Source organism: Streptomyces griseorubiginosus, from assembly GCF_017614965.1.
GTDB classification, from domain to species: Bacteria; Actinomycetota; Actinomycetes; order Streptomycetales; family Streptomycetaceae; genus Streptomyces; species Streptomyces griseorubiginosus_B.
In genome coordinates, this window is the sequence record NZ_WVUG01000060.1 from 1 (window position 1) to 14196 (window position 14196).

The window sequence follows — 14196 nt, forward strand, 5'->3', positions numbered from 1 at the left end:
GGTGAGGGCGGGACGGCCGGATCTGGTGGTGTTCATCTCCTCCCCAGGATCACCCTTCGCGCCCGCGTCACGCAGCGGACGACGCTCTGAGTTTCCTCTGAGTGGGCTCGGTGAGGGTCGCTTTCAGAGGGTGCTCAGAGGTTGCGGAGGCACAGTGGCGTCCCGGACAGGTGAAAGGACGCACAGATGACCACCGTGTACGAGCGGAGGGCGGCACCGCGGGTCGCGCCGCCCGCCCGGCACTCACCCGCGGGCGCCGTGCTCGCGCTGCTGTGGGCCGGTGCGGCCGCCGTGGTCGCGATGTGGTGGGCGGACACCGGTTCGGTGGTCGGCGCCGCGGGCTGGCTGACCGGGGCCGGGCGGATCGCCGGACTGCTGTGCGGATACGCCTGCGCGGTGCTGGTCGGGCTGATGGCCCGGGTGCCGCTGTTGGAGCGCCGGGTCGGCTCGGACCGGGTGGCCCGCTGGCACGCGATGGCCGGCCGCTACACGGTCTGTCTGCTGGCGGCGCACGTCGTGCTGATCCTGCTCGGGTACGCCGCCCAGGACCGTGCCTCGGTCTGGCACGAGACGGTGACGGTGGTGCTGGACTACCCGGACATGCTGAAGGCCACCGCCGGCACGGTCGTCCTCTTCGCCGTCGGCATCACCTCGGCCCGCGCGGTGCGCCGCCGTACCAGCTACGAGTTCTGGTACTACGTGCACCTGCTGACCTACGCGGCCGTCTTCCTCGCCTTCTTCCACCAGCTGACCCTGGGCGACGAGTTCAACGGCCACCGGATCGCCACGGCCGCCTGGTACGCGCTGTACCTCGGGGTCGCCGCCCTGGTGCTGTGGTTCCGGATCCTCGCACCCGTGCGGCTGAACCTGCGCCACCGGCTGCGCGTGCAGTCCGTGCACCGGGAGGCACCCGGCGTCTACTCGGTCGTCGTGCACGGGCGGCGGCTGGACGAACTGGGCGCCCGGCCGGGGCAGTTCTTCCGCTGGCGGTTCCTCGGCGAGGGCATGGGGTGGACGTCGACGCCGTACTCGCTGTCGGCGCCGCCCCGCCCGGATCTGATGCGGATCACGGTCAAGGCGCTCGGCGACCACAGCGCGGCCGTCTCGCTGCTGCGGCCCGGCACCCGCGTCTGGGCGGAGGGGCCGTACGGCTCGATGACCGAGGACCGGCAGACCTCGCCCCGGGCCCTGCTGATCGCGGCCGGCGTCGGCATCACCCCGCTGCGGGCCCTGTTCGAGACGCTCCCGGGTGAGGTGACGCTGCTGTACCGGGCCCGGACGGCCGAGGACCTGGCCCTGGGCGCGGAGCTGGAGGCCATCGCCCGGTGGCGTGGCGCGAAGGTGCTGTACGCGCTCAACGGACCGGGCGGACGGCGCCCGAACCTGACCGCGCAATCACTGCGGGCGACCTTCCCCGACCTGGCCGGTCACGACGTCTACATCTGCGGTCCGCACGGTTTCGCCCGGGACCTGTACGAGGAGCTGCGCGCAGCCGGGGTCCCGGACCGCCGCATCCACCACGAGTCGTTCGAACTCTGAGACCTGTGAGGCCGTAGAAGTGCACGCGCTGAAGAAGAACCGCCCCCTGCGCCGGATCGTGCTGGCGAGCGCCGCCACCGTCTCCGGGATGGTGCTGCTGCTGTCCCTGAAGCCGCACAGCACGCCGACGGCCGCCCTCGCCGTGCCGGCCCCCTCCAGCAGTCCGAGCACCTCGAGCGGATCCGGCGGTTCGGGCGGCTCCGGCGGGTCGACCACCACCGGCACGAAGACCGTCACCGGAAGCACGGTCCAGACCCGCTGGGGCCCCGTCCAGGTGAAGATCACCCTCAAGAGCGGCAAGCTCACCGACGTGACCGCGGTGCAGTACCCCGCGGACAACCCGCGCGACCAGGAGATCAACAGCTACGCCCTCCCCCGGTTGCGCAGCGAGGCCCTCCAGGCCCAGAGCGCGAACATCGACACCGTCTCCGGGGCCACTTACACGAGTGATGGTTACCGCCAGTCACTCCAGTCCGCCCTCGACTCGGCACGCGGCTGAACACACCGGCGTCACGGCACGTATCTCTGGGCCAAGGGACAACGCCAACCCCCTTGCCCCCGCCCCGGAGGAACAGTGACCACCACGCTCGCAGGCGGCCGCGCCGCCCGCCGCCAGACGATGCGCCGCATCCGCCCGCGCCGCTCCCCGGCGACCGTCCTGCTGCTCGCCGTATGGGCGGGCGCGGTCGGTGTGCTGTGGCTGTGGTGGATGAACACCCCGTCCATCGCCGACCAGAACGGCAAGATCCTCAACGCGGGCCGGATCACCGGTCTGCTGGCCGGCTATCTGATGGCACTGGTCGTGCTGCAGATGGCCCGGGTGCCCGCGCTGGAGCGGCGGGTCGGCTCGGACCGCGTGGCCCGCTGGCACGCGATGAGCGGCCGCTACACGCTCTGCCTGGTATTCGCACACGTCTTCCTCATCATGTGGGGCTACGCGCTGCAGGCCGGCAAGTCGCTCGGCGACATCGTCCAGCAGACGATCGACTCCATCAACCAGCTGCCGGACATGGGCAAGGCGGCCATCGGCACCGGCCTGTTCGTGCTGATCGGCCTCACCTCGATCGGCCCGGTCCGGCGCCGGCTGCCGTACGACACCTGGTACCACGTGCACCTGCTGACGTACGCGGCCGTGTTCCTGACGTTCTGGCACCAGATCACCACCGGCAACGACTTCGCCGTCGAGCCGACCGCCAAGACCTTCTGGTACGCCCTGTACGGCTCGGTCACCGCGCTGGTGATCTGGTACCGCATCCTCGTCCCGATCCGGCTCAACATGCGGCACCGCATGCGCGTCGAGGCGGTCATCGAGGAGACCCCGGGCATCGTGTCGGTGCTCATCGGCGGGCGGAAGCTGCACCGGATGGGCGCGGAGGCGGGGCAGTTCTTCCGCTGGCGGTTCCTCGCGCCGGGCATGCGGTTCAGCTCCCACCCGTACTCGCTCTCCGCGGCGCCCCGGCCGGACATGCTGCGGATCACCGTCAAGGCGATCGGCGACCACAGCGCCCGGCTGCGCGAGCTGACGCCCGGCACCCGGGTGTGGGCCGAGGGGCCGTACGGCGCCATGACCGCCCAGCGTCGCAGCCGCGGCAAGGTGCTGCTGGTGGCGGGCGGTGTGGGCATCACGCCGATGCGGGCGCTGTTCGAGACGCTGCCGGGCGCGGCCGGCGACATCACCCTGCTCTACCGGGCCAACACCACCCAGGACCTGGCCCTGTGGGACGAGCTGGCCGCCATCGCCGACGACCGCGGCGCCCGGCTGATGTACGCCGTGAACAGCCCGGACGGCGAGCGCCCCGACATCTCGGCGGAGCGGCTGCGGCAGAAGCTGCCGGACATCGACAAGCACGACGTGTTCATGTGCGGGCCGGCCGGGTTCGCGCAGTCCGTGTACGAAGCACTGCGCGGCGCGGGAGTGCCCGCCCGCCGCATCCATCACGAGTCGTTCGAGATGTGAGCGACGGGATTCCAGGAGCCCAGGTACCGATGAAGAAGAGTCACCCCATCCGGCGTGTCGTGCTGGCCAGCGCCGCCACCGTCTCGGGTGTCGTGCTGCTGCTCTCGCTGAAGCCGGCCTCCGACCCCAACGCCCAGGCGGCGGGGGCGGCACCGCAGCAGACCGCGGGCGCCCAGGCCTCGCCCCAGGGCGGCACCGGGAGCGGGACGGCGTCCGGCACGATCGACGGCAACGTGGCGCAGACGCAGTACGGCAACGTGCAGGTACGGCTGACCGTCGCGAACGGCAAGATCACCAAGGCCGAGGCGATCCAGGCGCCCAAGGGCGGCACCAGCGACCAGAAGACGGCCCTGTCCATCCCCAAGCTGACGCAGGAGACGGTCGCCGCGCAGAGCGCGCAGATCGACGCGGTGTCCGGGGCGACGTACACGAGCAACGGCTACAAGCAGTCGCTGCAGTCCGCGCTGGACAAGATGAAGGCGAGCGCCGGTTCCGCGCAGAGCGGCGGCGGTTCCTCCCAGAGCGGCGGCTCCGGCTCCTCATCCGGTGCCGCGCAGGCCAAGACGGTGACCGGTGCCGTCGCGCAGACCCAGTACGGCCCGGTCCAGGTCCGTATCACCGTCGCGAACGGCAAGATCACCAAGGCGGACGCGGTGCAGGCGCCCAAGGGCGGCCTCAGCGACCAGAAGACGGCCCTCGCGATCCCCAAGCTCAACCAGGAGGCGGTGGCCGCGGGCAACGCGCAGATCGACTCCGTCTCCGGGGCGACGTACACCAGCGGCGGCTACAAGCAGTCCCTGCAGTCCGCGCTGGACCAGGCCGGTGGCTGAGTCGGTGGCGGAATCTGCGGAAGCTCCCGCCGCGGTGCGTCATGCGGAGGAGGTCATGGGGACCGTCTTCTCCTTCGACGTCCGCGGCGGGGAACCCGGTGCGGTACGGGCGGCACTCGATGAGGCGATCTCCGGGCTGCACCGGGTCAACGCGGTGTTCAGCACCTACCGCGAGGACAGCCAGGTCTCCCGGCTCGCCCGCGGTGAGCTGGCCCTGGCCGAATGCGACCCCGAGGTCGCCGAGGTGCTCGACCTGGGTGCCGAGGCCGAACGGGTGAGCGACGGCTGGTTCAGCCTGCGCTACGAGGGCCGCCTCGACCCCACCGGCATCGTCAAGGGCTGGGCGGCCGAGCGCGCGGCTCGCCGGCTGCGGGCGGCCGGCGCGACCGGGGTGAGCGTCAACGGCGGCGGCGACGTGCAGATGTTCGGCACGCCGGAACCCCACCGCCCCTGGCGCGTGGGCATCGCCGACCCGCTGCGCCCGGGCGGACTGGCGGCGGTGGTCTCGGCGGCCGGCGCGGACGAACTGGCGGTCGCCACCTCCGGCACGGCCGAACGCGGCGCCCACATCGTCGACCCCCGCACCGGCCGCTCCGCGGTGACGGACCTGGTGGCGGTCACCGTGGTGGCCCCCACCCTCACCTGGGCGGACTGCTGGGCAACAGCGGCCTTCGCGATGGGTTCCAGGGAAGGCCTGCGCTGGCTGGAGTCACTGCCGGACGTGGAGGCGCTGCTCATCACGGCCGGGGACGAGGTCAGATGCACAGGAGGCTTGGCGTCTCGACTCGGGTAAACCCCTTCAGTGGCCGTTCTGGGCCAACCGCAACAAGTGCTCGGCCAACGCCTGTCCCCCCGTCGGCTCCCGGCTGATCAACAGCAACGTGTCGTCACCCGCGATCGTCCCCAGAATGTCGTGCAGTTCTGCCTGATCGATGGCCGAGGCCAGGAACTGCGCGGCACCGGGTGGCGTCCGCAGAACCACCAGGTTCGCCGAAGCCTCCGCGGAGATCAGCAGCTCCTGCGAGAGCCGCCGCATCCGCTCCTCCTTCGCCGACTCCCCCAGCGGCGCACGAGGGGTACGGAAACCCCCCTCGCTCGGCACCGCGTAGATCAGGTCACCGTCGTTGTTGCGGATCTTCACCGCGTTCAGCTCGTCCAGGTCCCGGGAGAGCGTCGCCTGAGTGACCGTCAGCCCGTCGTCGGCGAGCAGCTTCGCCAACTGGCTCTGCGACCGCACCGGTTGCCGGTTGAGGATGTCCACGATCCGGCGGTGCCGCGCGGTCCGCGTCTGCGGCACGGCAGGCCCGGCGTGCTGTGCGTCGTCCTGCGCCTGACTCATCGTCGTCCCATTCTCCGGCTCATCCGTCCCCGTCGAGGATGCCGGGAAGCGCCCGGAGGAACGCCGCCACCTCGTCGTCGCCGAGGTTCAGCGGCGGCATCAGCCGTACGACGTCGTCAGCGGGCGCGTTCACCAGGAACCCGGCCTCCTGAGCCGTCTGTCGCACCCGGGGCGCGTGCGGCTCGGTGAGCACGATACCCAGGAGCAGCCCCGCGCCCCGGACATGCCCGACCAACGGGTGGCCCAGCGCCTCGATCCCGTCCCGCAACGCCCCGCTCTGCCGCTTGACGTTCTCCAGCAACCCGTCGTTCGCGATCGTGTCGAGCACGGCGAGCCCGGCGGCGCACGCGACCGGGTTGCCGCCGAAGGTCGTCCCGTGGTGCCCCGGCCGCAGCAGCTCGGCGGCCCGCCCGAAGGCGACGGTCGCGCCCAGCGGCAGCCCGCCTCCGAGGCCCTTCGCCAGCGTCACGACGTCCGGCAGGACACCCTCGTGCGCCTGGTACTCGAACCAGTGCCCGGTCCGCCCGACCCCGGTCTGCACCTCGTCCAGGACCAGCAGCGCACCGTTCGCGGCCGTGATCGCGCGGGCGGCCTTGAGGTAACCGGGCGGCGGGACGACGACGCCGATCTCGCCCTGGATCGGCTCCAGGATCACCAGCGCGGTCTCCTCGGTCACCGCCGCGGCCAGGGCCTGCGCGTCGCCGTACGGCACGTGCGTGACCTCACCGGGCAGCGGCAGGAACGGCTCCCGCTTGCCCTGCTGGCCGGTCATCGCCAGGGCGCCCATGGTGCGGCCGTGGAAGGCGCCCTCGGTGGCGACCACGTGGGTGCGCCCGGTCAGCCGGCCGATCTTGAAGGCGGCCTCGTTGGCCTCGGCGCCGGAGTTGCAGAAGAAGACCCGGCCGTCACGGCCGAAGAGCTGCAGGAGCCGTTCGGCGAGCGTCACGGTCGGCTCGGACATGAAGAAGTTGGAGATGTGCCCGAGGGACGCGATCTGCGTGCTGACGGCCTCGACGACCGCCGGGTGGGCGTGGCCGAGCGCGTTGACCGCGATACCGCCGACGAAGTCGAGGTACTCGTTGCCGTCGGCGTCCCAGACCCGGGCGCCCTCGCCGCGCACGAGGGGCAGCAGCGGGGTGCCGTAGTTGTTCATGAGCGAGCCCTGCCAGCGCTCACTCAGCTCCTGGTTGTGCGTCATACGGCATCCCCCTCTTGTGCGGCTTGTGTGTCTTGTGCGGCTTGTTCGTCTTGTCCGTCGGGCACGACCATCGTGCCGATGCCCTCGTCGGTGAAGATCTCCAGCAGGATCGAGTGCTGGACCCGGCCGTCGATGACCCGGGCGGTGGTGACGCCGTTGCGCACGGCGTGCAGACAGCCCTCCATCTTCGGGACCATCCCGGAGCTCAGCTCCGGCAGCAGCTTCTCCAGTTGGGAGGCGGTGAGGCGGCTGATCACCTCGTCGCTGTTCGGCCAGTCCTCATAGAGGCCCTCGACGTCCGTGAGGACCATGAGCGTCTCCGCCCCAAGCGCAGCAGCGAGTGCCGCAGCCGCCGTATCAGCATTGACGTTGTAGACATGTCCGTCGTCCTGGCTACGGGCGATCGACGAGACGACCGGGATCCGGCCGTCGGCGAGCAGTGCCTCGATCGCGCCCGTGTCGATCTCGGTGATCTCGCCCACCCGCCCGATGTCGACCAACTCGCCGTCGATCTCGGGCTGGTGCTTGGTGGCGGTGATGGTGTGCGCGTCCTCGCCGGTCAGTCCGACGGCGAGCGGGCCGTGCTGGTTGAGCAGGTTGACCAGCTCCCGCTGCACCTGCCCGGCCAGCACCATCCGTACGACGTCCATGGCGTCCTCGGTGGTGACGCGCAGGCCGGCCTTGAACTCGCTGACGATGCCGTGGGTTTCGAGCGCCCGGCTGATCTGCGGGCCGCCGCCGTGCACGACGACGGGTTTGAGCCCGGCGTGGTGCAGGAAGACGACGTCCTGGGCGAACGCGGCCTTGAGGTCCTCGTCGATCATGGCGTTGCCGCCGAACTTGATGACGACCGTCCTGCCGTTGTGCCGGACCAGCCAGGGCAGCGCCTCGATGAGGATCTGAGCCTTGGGGAGCGCGGTGTGCTTACGCGTGGTGCTCATGACGAATAGGCGCTGTTCTCGTGGACGTAGTCGGCGGTGAGGTCGTTGGTCCAGATCGTGGCGGTCTCGGAGCCGGCGGCGAGGTCGGCGACGATGTGCACCTCGCGGTAGCGCATGTCGACCTTGTCGCGGTCCTCGCCCACACCGCCGTTCTTGCAGACCCAGACGCCGTTGATGGCGACGTTCAGCCGGTCCGGCTCGAAGGCGGCCTTGGTGGTGCCGATCGCGGAGAGCACGCGGCCCCAGTTGGGGTCCTCGCCGTGGATGGCGCACTTGAGGAGGTTGTTGCGGGCGATGGCGCGGCCCACCTCGACGGCGTCGTCCTCGCTCGCGGCACCCACGACCTCGACCCTGATGTCCTTGCTGGCGCCCTCGGCGTCCCGGATCAGCTGCTGTCCGAGGTCGTCGCAGACGGCACGCACGGCCTCGGCGAACTCCTCGTACTCCGGGGTCACTTCGGCGGAGCCGCTGGCCAGCAGCAGCACGGTGTCGTTGGTGGACATGCAGCCGTCGGAGTCGACGCGGTCGAAGGTCGTGCGGGTCGCGGCCCGCAGCGCCCTGTCCAGTACGTCGTCGTCGAGTGCCGCGTCCGTGGTGAGGACGACCAGCATGGTGGCGAGGCCGGGGGCGAGCATGCCCGCGCCCTTGGCCATGCCGCCGACCGTCCAGCCGTCCTTCGTCACGACGGACGTCTTGTGGACGGTGTCGGTGGTCTTGATGGCGATGGCTGCCTTCTCGCCGCCGTGCTCGGAGAGTTGGGCGGCGGCCGTCTCGACTCCCGGGAGCAGCTTGTCCATCGGGAGCAGGACGCCGATGAGGCCGGTCGAGCAGACCGCGACCTCGATCGCGCCCCGCCCCAGCACCTCGGCGGCCTTCTCGGCGGTCGCGTGCGTGTCCTGGAAGCCCTTGGGTCCCGTACACGCGTTGGCCCCACCGGAGTTGAGGACGACGGCGGAGACCTGGCCGCTCTTCAGGACCTGTTCGGACCACAGGACCGGCGCGGCCTTCACACGGTTGGAGGTGAAGACGCCGGCGGCGGCGCGGCGCGGACCGTTGTTGACCACGAGGGCCAGGTCCGGGTTGCCGTTCTCCTTGATCCCGGCGGCGATGCCCGCCGCCGTGAATCCCTTGGCTGCCGTGACGCTCAAGGTGCGACTCCGATCGTGGAAAGCCCCGTGGTCTCGTCGAGACCCAGGGCGAGGTTCATGCTCTGGACGGCACCGCCCGCGGTGCCCTTGGTCAGGTTGTCGATGGCGCTGATCGCGATGATGCGGCCGGCGGCCTCGTCGTACGCGACCTGCACCTGAACGGCGTTGGAACCGTGGACGGACGCCGTGGCGGGCCACTGGTCCTCGGGCAGCAGGTGGACGAAGGGCTCGTCGGCGTAGGCCTTCTCGTAGGCGGCGCGGACGGACTCCGCCGTCGCTCCGGCGACCGCCTTGGCGCTGCACGTGGCGAGGATGCCGCGGGACATCGGCGCGAGGGTCGGCGTGAAGGAGACGGAGACCCGCTCCCCCGCGGCCGCGCTGAGGTTCTGGACGATCTCCGGGGTGTGCCGGTGGCCGCCGCCGACGCCGTACGGCGACATGGAGCCCATGACCTCGCTGCCCAGCAGATGCGGCTTGGGCGTCTTGCCGGCGCCGGAGGTGCCGGAGGCGGCGACGATCACGGCCTCGTTCTCGGCGAGGGAGGCGGCGTAGGCCGGGAAGAGGGCCAGCGAGGCGGCCGTCGGGTAGCAACCGGGTACCGCGATGCGCTTGGACCCCGTGAGCGCGGCGCGGGCACCCGGCAGTTCGGGGAGGCCGTAGGGCCAGGTCCCGGCGTGCGCGGAGCCGTAGAACCGCTCCCAGTCGGCCGGGTCCTCGAGCCGGAAGTCGGCGCCCATGTCCACGACCAGGACGTCCGGGCCGAGCTGTTCGGCGACGGCGGCGGACTGGCCGTGGGGCAGGGCGAGGAAGACGACGTCGTGGCCGGCGAGGACGTCGGCGGTGGTCTCCTCGAGCACCCGGCCGGCCAGCGGCAGCAGGTGCGGCTGGAGCGCGCCGAGCTTCTGGCCGGCGTTGGAGTTGCCGGTCAGGGCCCCGATCTCGACCTCGGGGTGCGTGAGCAGCAGACGCAGGAGCTCTCCGCCCGCGTATCCGCTCGCACCGGCCACCGCCGCACGTACCGCCATGTCATCCTCCTCCTGGATGGCATGACTATACGTTTCTCTGCACGTTTATGCAATCCGGCTGGGCTCCGCCTCCACCAGGGCGTTCTCCGCCTTCGGCAGCATGATCCAGCGCGAGACGACGAAGGTGATCGGGATCGCCGCCATGGAGGCGATCAGCGGGGCGTACCGGCTGCCGAGGCCCAGGAGGTCGACGAGCACGTAGACCCCCACCGTGGTGACCACGAAGTTCGCGGCATTGGTGAGGGGGAACAGCAGGAATTTCCGCCAGGTGGGCCGCGTCCGGTAGGTGAACCTCGCGTTCAGGAAAAAGGAGCCGACCATGCTGAGCGCGGTCGCCAGAATATGGGCGAGAAGATAAGGGAAACGCGGGAGGAACAGCAGGTAAAAACCGTAGTACGTGCCGGTGTTCACCACGCCTATGACGGCGAAGGTCAGCATCTGCCGAGAGATCACGGAATGAGGTCTTTCGCTCGTTTCACGTTGGTCGCCTTCACCAGGAAGTGCGGACGTCCCTTGACCTCGTAGTAGATCCGCCCGGTGTACTCCCCGATCACGCCCAGCATGATCATCTGTACTCCGGCGAGTCCGGTGAGGGCCGTGATGATGGTGACATAGCCGGGCGTCGACACGCCGTTGATGATGGCGGCGCCCACGATCCACGCGGTGTACGCGGCCGCGCACAGCAGCAGGGCGAATCCGAGGTGCAGGGCGGCGCGCAGCGGACGGTTGTTGAAGGAGATCAGTCCGTCCAGGCCGTAGTTGAGCAGGCTGCGCATGCTCCAGGAGCTGCGGCCGGCCTCGCGGACGGCGTTCTCGTAGTCGAAGGTGGTGCTGGGGAAGCCGACCCAGGCGAACAGGCCCTTGGAGAAGCGGTTGTACTCGGTGAGGTCCACCACCGCGTCCACCACGCGCCGCGACAGCAGCCGGAAGTCGCCCACGCCGTCCTTGAGCTCGACGTCCACGAGGCGGTTCACGAGCCGGTAGTACAGACGCGCGGTGAGGGTGCGGGTGAAGCGGTCGCCGGTGCGGGTGCGGCGGGCGATGACCTGGTCGTAGCCCTCGGCGCGCAGCTCGATCATGCGCTTGATGAGCTCCGGCGGGTGCTGGAGGTCGGAGTCCATGACGACCACGCAGTCGCCGGACGCGTGGCGCAGACCGGCGAGCAGGGCCGCCTCCTTGCCGAAGTTGCGGCTGAAGGACACGTACCGCACCCGGGCGTCGAGGTCGGCCAGCTTCTCCAGGACCAGGAGCGTGCGGTCGCGGCTGCCGTCGTCGACGTAGACGAACTCCATGTCGTGGCCGAGCGGCAGCAGGTCCTCCGCGACCTTCTGGACCGCCTCGTGGAAGCGTTCTATGACGTCTTCCTCGTTGTAGCAGGGCGCGACGATCGATATGAGCATTGGGTTTTCCCCCTGAGTGCGGGTCAGAGTGCGCCGGACACGCGCTCGCGCGGCCGGATCGTGGCGGACGAGGAGGGCTCGGGGGTACGCCGTCGGCGGACGGCGGTGAGGACGCCGAGCAGGGCCAGGGTCAGCAGCGAGGCCGCCCCGACGACCGTGCCGAGCCGCAGCCCGGGCGGACGGAAGGTGCAGGTGAGGCTGGTCGATTCGCCGTCGAGCGGGACGGCGATCAGACCGTGGAACTCCTTGGCCGGCTGGGCGTCGCCGCCGCCCGCCGCGCAGCGCCAGCCCGCGATGCGGGGCGCCGCGACCACGGCGGTTCCCTTGCTGCCCGCGGGGAGTTCCGCGTGGATCGTGCCGTCGGAGACGGTGACCCGGGTGGCGCCGGTGGCCTTGAGGTGGTCGACGGCGGAGCGCAGCCGCTCGGTGTCCAGGCAGCCCAGGGCGCCGTCCGGGACGAGACCGGGCCGGTTGGGGGTCAGGGTGATGCGCAGCCGCCCGGACGAGGGGACCTGTCCGAGCGGCTCCATGGCGGCGCGGTTGCGGGGATACAGCGAGCGGAAGCGTGCGGTGTCCCCGCCCAGCCGCGCGGTGCCGGAGAAGCGGGGGGCCCAGAGGTAGGCCTGGCTGCCGGCCGGGCAGCGGGCGGTGATCACCGGCCTCTTCGCGGCGCTCCCGGAGCCCACCTGGCCGCCCTGGACCGGCTGCCCGGAGTCGTCCCGCAGGGTGATCGGGGGGACGGTGTAGACGCGGGAGCCCAGCAGCAGCTCCTGGTTGCGGTACGGCGACTCGCCGAAGCCGCCGGCGGCCGCGGCGGAGGGCCGTACCGTCACCAGCGGCGGTACGGCCTCCCGGGAGACGGTCGGTGCGGTGCCGTCCCGCGGGAACCAGTCCTGGTGCGGGTCGGGCGGTGAATGCACCCGGGCGCCGATCGAGAAGATCGCGTCGGTCACGGCGTTGTCCAGGCTCTGCAGGCTGCGGCCGCGGGAGGTCCAGCCGCCGCCGAGGGCGGTGAGCGTGCGGCTGAGGACGTCCGAGGTGAGGCTGCTGTAGTACTGGGCGCCCTGGCCGCCGACCAGCATCGGATCGTTGGCGACGGTCTGCTCGCGTCCGGCGTCGGTGCGGTACGCCGGCCAGTCGTCCGTCTGCGCGATCAGCTCCGACTGCCGCTCCTGCCGCTGTCCCCAGGGCGCGTAGTTGTCCATGTGCCGCAGCCGCTGCCGGGAGGCGTCGGCGAAGGTGGCCATGGCCTCGCCGAACTGGCCGCCGAACAGCAGGGCTACGGCGAGGACGGTGAACGCGGTACGCAGTCCGCGCCTGGCGGTCGTGTCGGAGGCGGTGTCCGCGAGCCGCAGCAGGACCAGTCCGCCCAGCGCGCCGACGACGGCGAGTGACAGCACCACCCAGGTGAGGTGCTGCACCAGGGCGCTCCGGCTCGCGACGGCGGTGATCAGCGCCAGCAGACCGGTCGCCGCGCCCAGAGCACGCCAGTCCGGCGGTCCGTACGACAGCGCGTGCCAGGCGGCGACCACCACCAGGCCGCACAGCACGAACGCCTGCCGGTACGGGCTGCCCTGCGGGGTGGCGAAGGCGTGCCAGACCAGATGGGTCGGCTCCCACTGCAGCGACAGCGTCACCGCGACGACCAGTGCCGTCCAGGCGACGCGCACGCGCACCGGGACCGCCCGGTGGAAGGGCAGGGCGAGGGCGAGCAGAAGGGCCGCGGTGCCCGCGTAGAGCGCGGGACTGCCGAAGGTGTACGTCGTCGGCAGCAGCCGTGCCAGCAGGTCCTCCGTCGACACGGGCGTGAAGTGCACGACCCGGCCGGGGTAGGCGTGCTTGGTGCCGAAGTAGATGACCGTCACCAGCGGGGCGGCCAGGCCCACGCCCAGCGCGACGGTGGCGGCGGCGCGGCCCGCGGCCCGCAGCCGCTGCCTGCGCGAGAGGTCGGACAGCCACAGCCTGAGCAGCAGCACCAGACCGGCGGCGAGGGTGGCCATGTAGGCGGTGTAGAAGTTGGCGATCCACGCCTCCGTCACCACCAGCATGCCCAGCAGCGGCCGACGGCGCCGCAGCGTCCACTCGCCGACCAGGCAGAACAGCGGCAGCGCGATCAGGCCGTCGAGCCACATCGGGTTGTACGAGGCGACGGCCACGCTCCAGCCGCACAGCCCGTACGAGGCGCCCAGCAGCCCCGCCGCCCACCAGCGCCCAGACCGCAGGCTCAGCAGCAGCCAGGCCATGGCGGCGCCGGCGGTGGCCGTCTTCAGCACGGTGATCACGTACACCGCGAGGTCGATCTCGTGCCGCGGGAAGACGCCGACGAGCAGGGCGAACGGGCTGCTGAGGTAGGTGCCGAGGTCGGGCAGGAAGCTGGAGCCGAAGCCGGACTGCCAGTTGATGAAGAGGCCGCCGTCGGCCTTGCCGTGCAGCAGGTCCCACAGGTGGGCGTGGAAGGGTACGTACTGGTTGCCGAGGTCGTTGACGTCGCGGGTGCGGGGTCCGAAGGGGTAGCTGCGGGCCGCCGCGTCGGCCACGCAGAACACGGCGGTGGTGAGGACCGCCGCGAGCAGCGCGGCGGCCCCCCTGGTCCTGAAACGGCCGCCCGAAACGGCTTTGGACAGGGTCGAGCGGCTCATTCCTTGGTACTCCCCGCGGGTTATCGATTCGACGGCTTAGACGGTCCACGAATGCGATCGGTTGTTCCGTACGCGGAAAGAAATCAAGCCGATTCCGAATGCCCCCTTCGGGTTTACGTATGGCTTGGTTAACAGCCGGGAAACGGTAATTTCCCGGCACGTAATTTAATGATGAATTCG

The 14196-nt window shown here is 70.9% G+C and carries 13 protein-coding genes; 5 read left to right on the forward strand and 8 right to left on the reverse strand.

Annotated elements, in window-relative coordinates:
- Positions 1-186 precede the first annotated feature (186 nt).
- From GRC12_RS14430 to GRC12_RS14450, 5 genes are all read left to right on the forward strand, one after another.
- On the forward strand, positions 187-1539 hold the full coding sequence (locus GRC12_RS14430; protein ID WP_208779642.1) for a ferredoxin reductase family protein: 1353 nt from the start codon (positions 187-189) through the stop codon (positions 1537-1539).
- 19 nt (positions 1540-1558) lie between these two features.
- Complete coding sequence (locus GRC12_RS14435; RefSeq protein WP_208779643.1) at positions 1559-2038, forward strand: FMN-binding protein; 480 nt, start codon at positions 1559-1561, stop codon at positions 2036-2038.
- Positions 2039-2113: 75 nt separating this feature from the next.
- Complete coding sequence (locus GRC12_RS14440; RefSeq protein WP_208779644.1) at positions 2114-3496, forward strand: ferredoxin reductase family protein; 1383 nt, start codon at positions 2114-2116, stop codon at positions 3494-3496.
- Positions 3497-3525: 29 nt separating this feature from the next.
- Positions 3526-4326, forward strand: coding sequence for an FMN-binding protein (locus GRC12_RS14445; RefSeq protein ID WP_208779645.1), 801 nt, complete (start codon positions 3526-3528; stop codon positions 4324-4326).
- Between the two features lie 55 nt (positions 4327-4381).
- On the forward strand, positions 4382-5119 hold the full coding sequence (locus GRC12_RS14450; RefSeq protein ID WP_244372827.1) for an FAD:protein FMN transferase: 738 nt from the start codon (positions 4382-4384) through the stop codon (positions 5117-5119).
- Positions 5120-5125: 6 nt separating this feature from the next.
- On the opposite strand, the gene GRC12_RS14455 is transcribed toward GRC12_RS14450, so the two are convergent.
- Genes GRC12_RS14455 through GRC12_RS14490 form a run of 8 tightly spaced genes read right to left on the reverse strand, consistent with a single transcriptional unit; the run spans position 5126 to position 14016 of the window.
- Positions 5126-5665: an arginine repressor gene (locus GRC12_RS14455; protein ID WP_208779647.1), complete on the reverse strand. Its 540-nt coding sequence runs from the start codon at positions 5663-5665 to the stop codon at positions 5126-5128.
- A gap of 19 nt (positions 5666-5684) precedes the next feature.
- Positions 5685-6863, reverse strand: coding sequence for an acetylornithine transaminase (locus tag GRC12_RS14460; protein ID WP_208779648.1), 1179 nt, complete (start codon positions 6861-6863; stop codon positions 5685-5687).
- On the reverse strand, positions 6860-7804 hold the full coding sequence (gene argB / locus GRC12_RS14465) for an acetylglutamate kinase (protein WP_208779649.1): 945 nt from the start codon (positions 7802-7804) through the stop codon (positions 6860-6862). The genes GRC12_RS14460 and argB overlap by 4 nt, the downstream gene beginning before the upstream one ends.
- The gene (gene argJ, locus GRC12_RS14470; protein ID WP_208779650.1) at positions 7801-8952 is read right to left on the reverse strand and encodes a bifunctional glutamate N-acetyltransferase/amino-acid acetyltransferase ArgJ; all 1152 of its coding nucleotides are present in this window, start codon (positions 8950-8952) and stop codon (positions 7801-7803) included. The genes argB and argJ overlap by 4 nt, the downstream gene beginning before the upstream one ends.
- Positions 8949-9977, reverse strand: a complete 1029-nt coding sequence (gene argC, locus GRC12_RS14475; protein ID WP_208779651.1) for an N-acetyl-gamma-glutamyl-phosphate reductase — start codon at positions 9975-9977, stop codon at positions 8949-8951. The genes argJ and argC overlap by 4 nt, the downstream gene beginning before the upstream one ends.
- A gap of 45 nt (positions 9978-10022) precedes the next feature.
- On the reverse strand, positions 10023-10415 hold the full coding sequence (locus GRC12_RS14480) for a GtrA family protein (protein ID WP_208779652.1): 393 nt from the start codon (positions 10413-10415) through the stop codon (positions 10023-10025).
- An 11-nt stretch (positions 10416-10426) separates the two neighbouring features.
- A complete protein-coding gene (locus tag GRC12_RS14485; RefSeq protein WP_208779653.1) occupies positions 10427-11377 on the reverse strand; it encodes a glycosyltransferase family 2 protein in 951 nt (316 codons plus the stop codon).
- A gap of 23 nt (positions 11378-11400) precedes the next feature.
- The gene (locus tag GRC12_RS14490) at positions 11401-14016 is read right to left on the reverse strand and encodes a YfhO family protein (RefSeq protein WP_208779654.1); all 2616 of its coding nucleotides are present in this window, start codon (positions 14014-14016) and stop codon (positions 11401-11403) included.
- Between the last annotated feature and the right edge of the window lie 180 nt (positions 14017-14196).

Excerpts from the sequence above, each read along its gene's own strand:
- GRC12_RS14430 (WP_208779642.1), top strand. The coding sequence starts at position 187 with ATGACCACCGTGTACGAGCGGAGGGCGGCACCGCGGGTCGCGCCGCCC.
- GRC12_RS14445 (WP_208779645.1), top strand. The coding sequence starts at position 3,526 with ATGAAGAAGAGTCACCCCATCCGGCGTGTCGTGCTGGCCAGCGCCGCC.
- GRC12_RS14450 (WP_244372827.1), top strand. The coding sequence starts at position 4,382 with ATGGGGACCGTCTTCTCCTTCGACGTCCGCGGCGGGGAACCCGGTGCG.
- GRC12_RS14455 (WP_208779647.1), bottom strand. The coding sequence starts at position 5,665 with ATGAGTCAGGCGCAGGACGACGCACAGCACGCCGGGCCTGCCGTGCCG.
- GRC12_RS14460 (WP_208779648.1), bottom strand. The coding sequence starts at position 6,863 with ATGACGCACAACCAGGAGCTGAGTGAGCGCTGGCAGGGCTCGCTCATG.
- argB (WP_208779649.1), bottom strand. The coding sequence starts at position 7,804 with ATGAGCACCACGCGTAAGCACACCGCGCTCCCCAAGGCTCAGATCCTC.
- argC (WP_208779651.1), bottom strand. The coding sequence starts at position 9,977 with ATGGCGGTACGTGCGGCGGTGGCCGGTGCGAGCGGATACGCGGGCGGA.
- GRC12_RS14480 (WP_208779652.1), bottom strand. The coding sequence starts at position 10,415 with ATGCTGACCTTCGCCGTCATAGGCGTGGTGAACACCGGCACGTACTAC.
- GRC12_RS14485 (WP_208779653.1), bottom strand. The coding sequence starts at position 11,377 with ATGCTCATATCGATCGTCGCGCCCTGCTACAACGAGGAAGACGTCATA.
- GRC12_RS14490 (WP_208779654.1), bottom strand. The coding sequence starts at position 14,016 with ATGAGCCGCTCGACCCTGTCCAAAGCCGTTTCGGGCGGCCGTTTCAGG.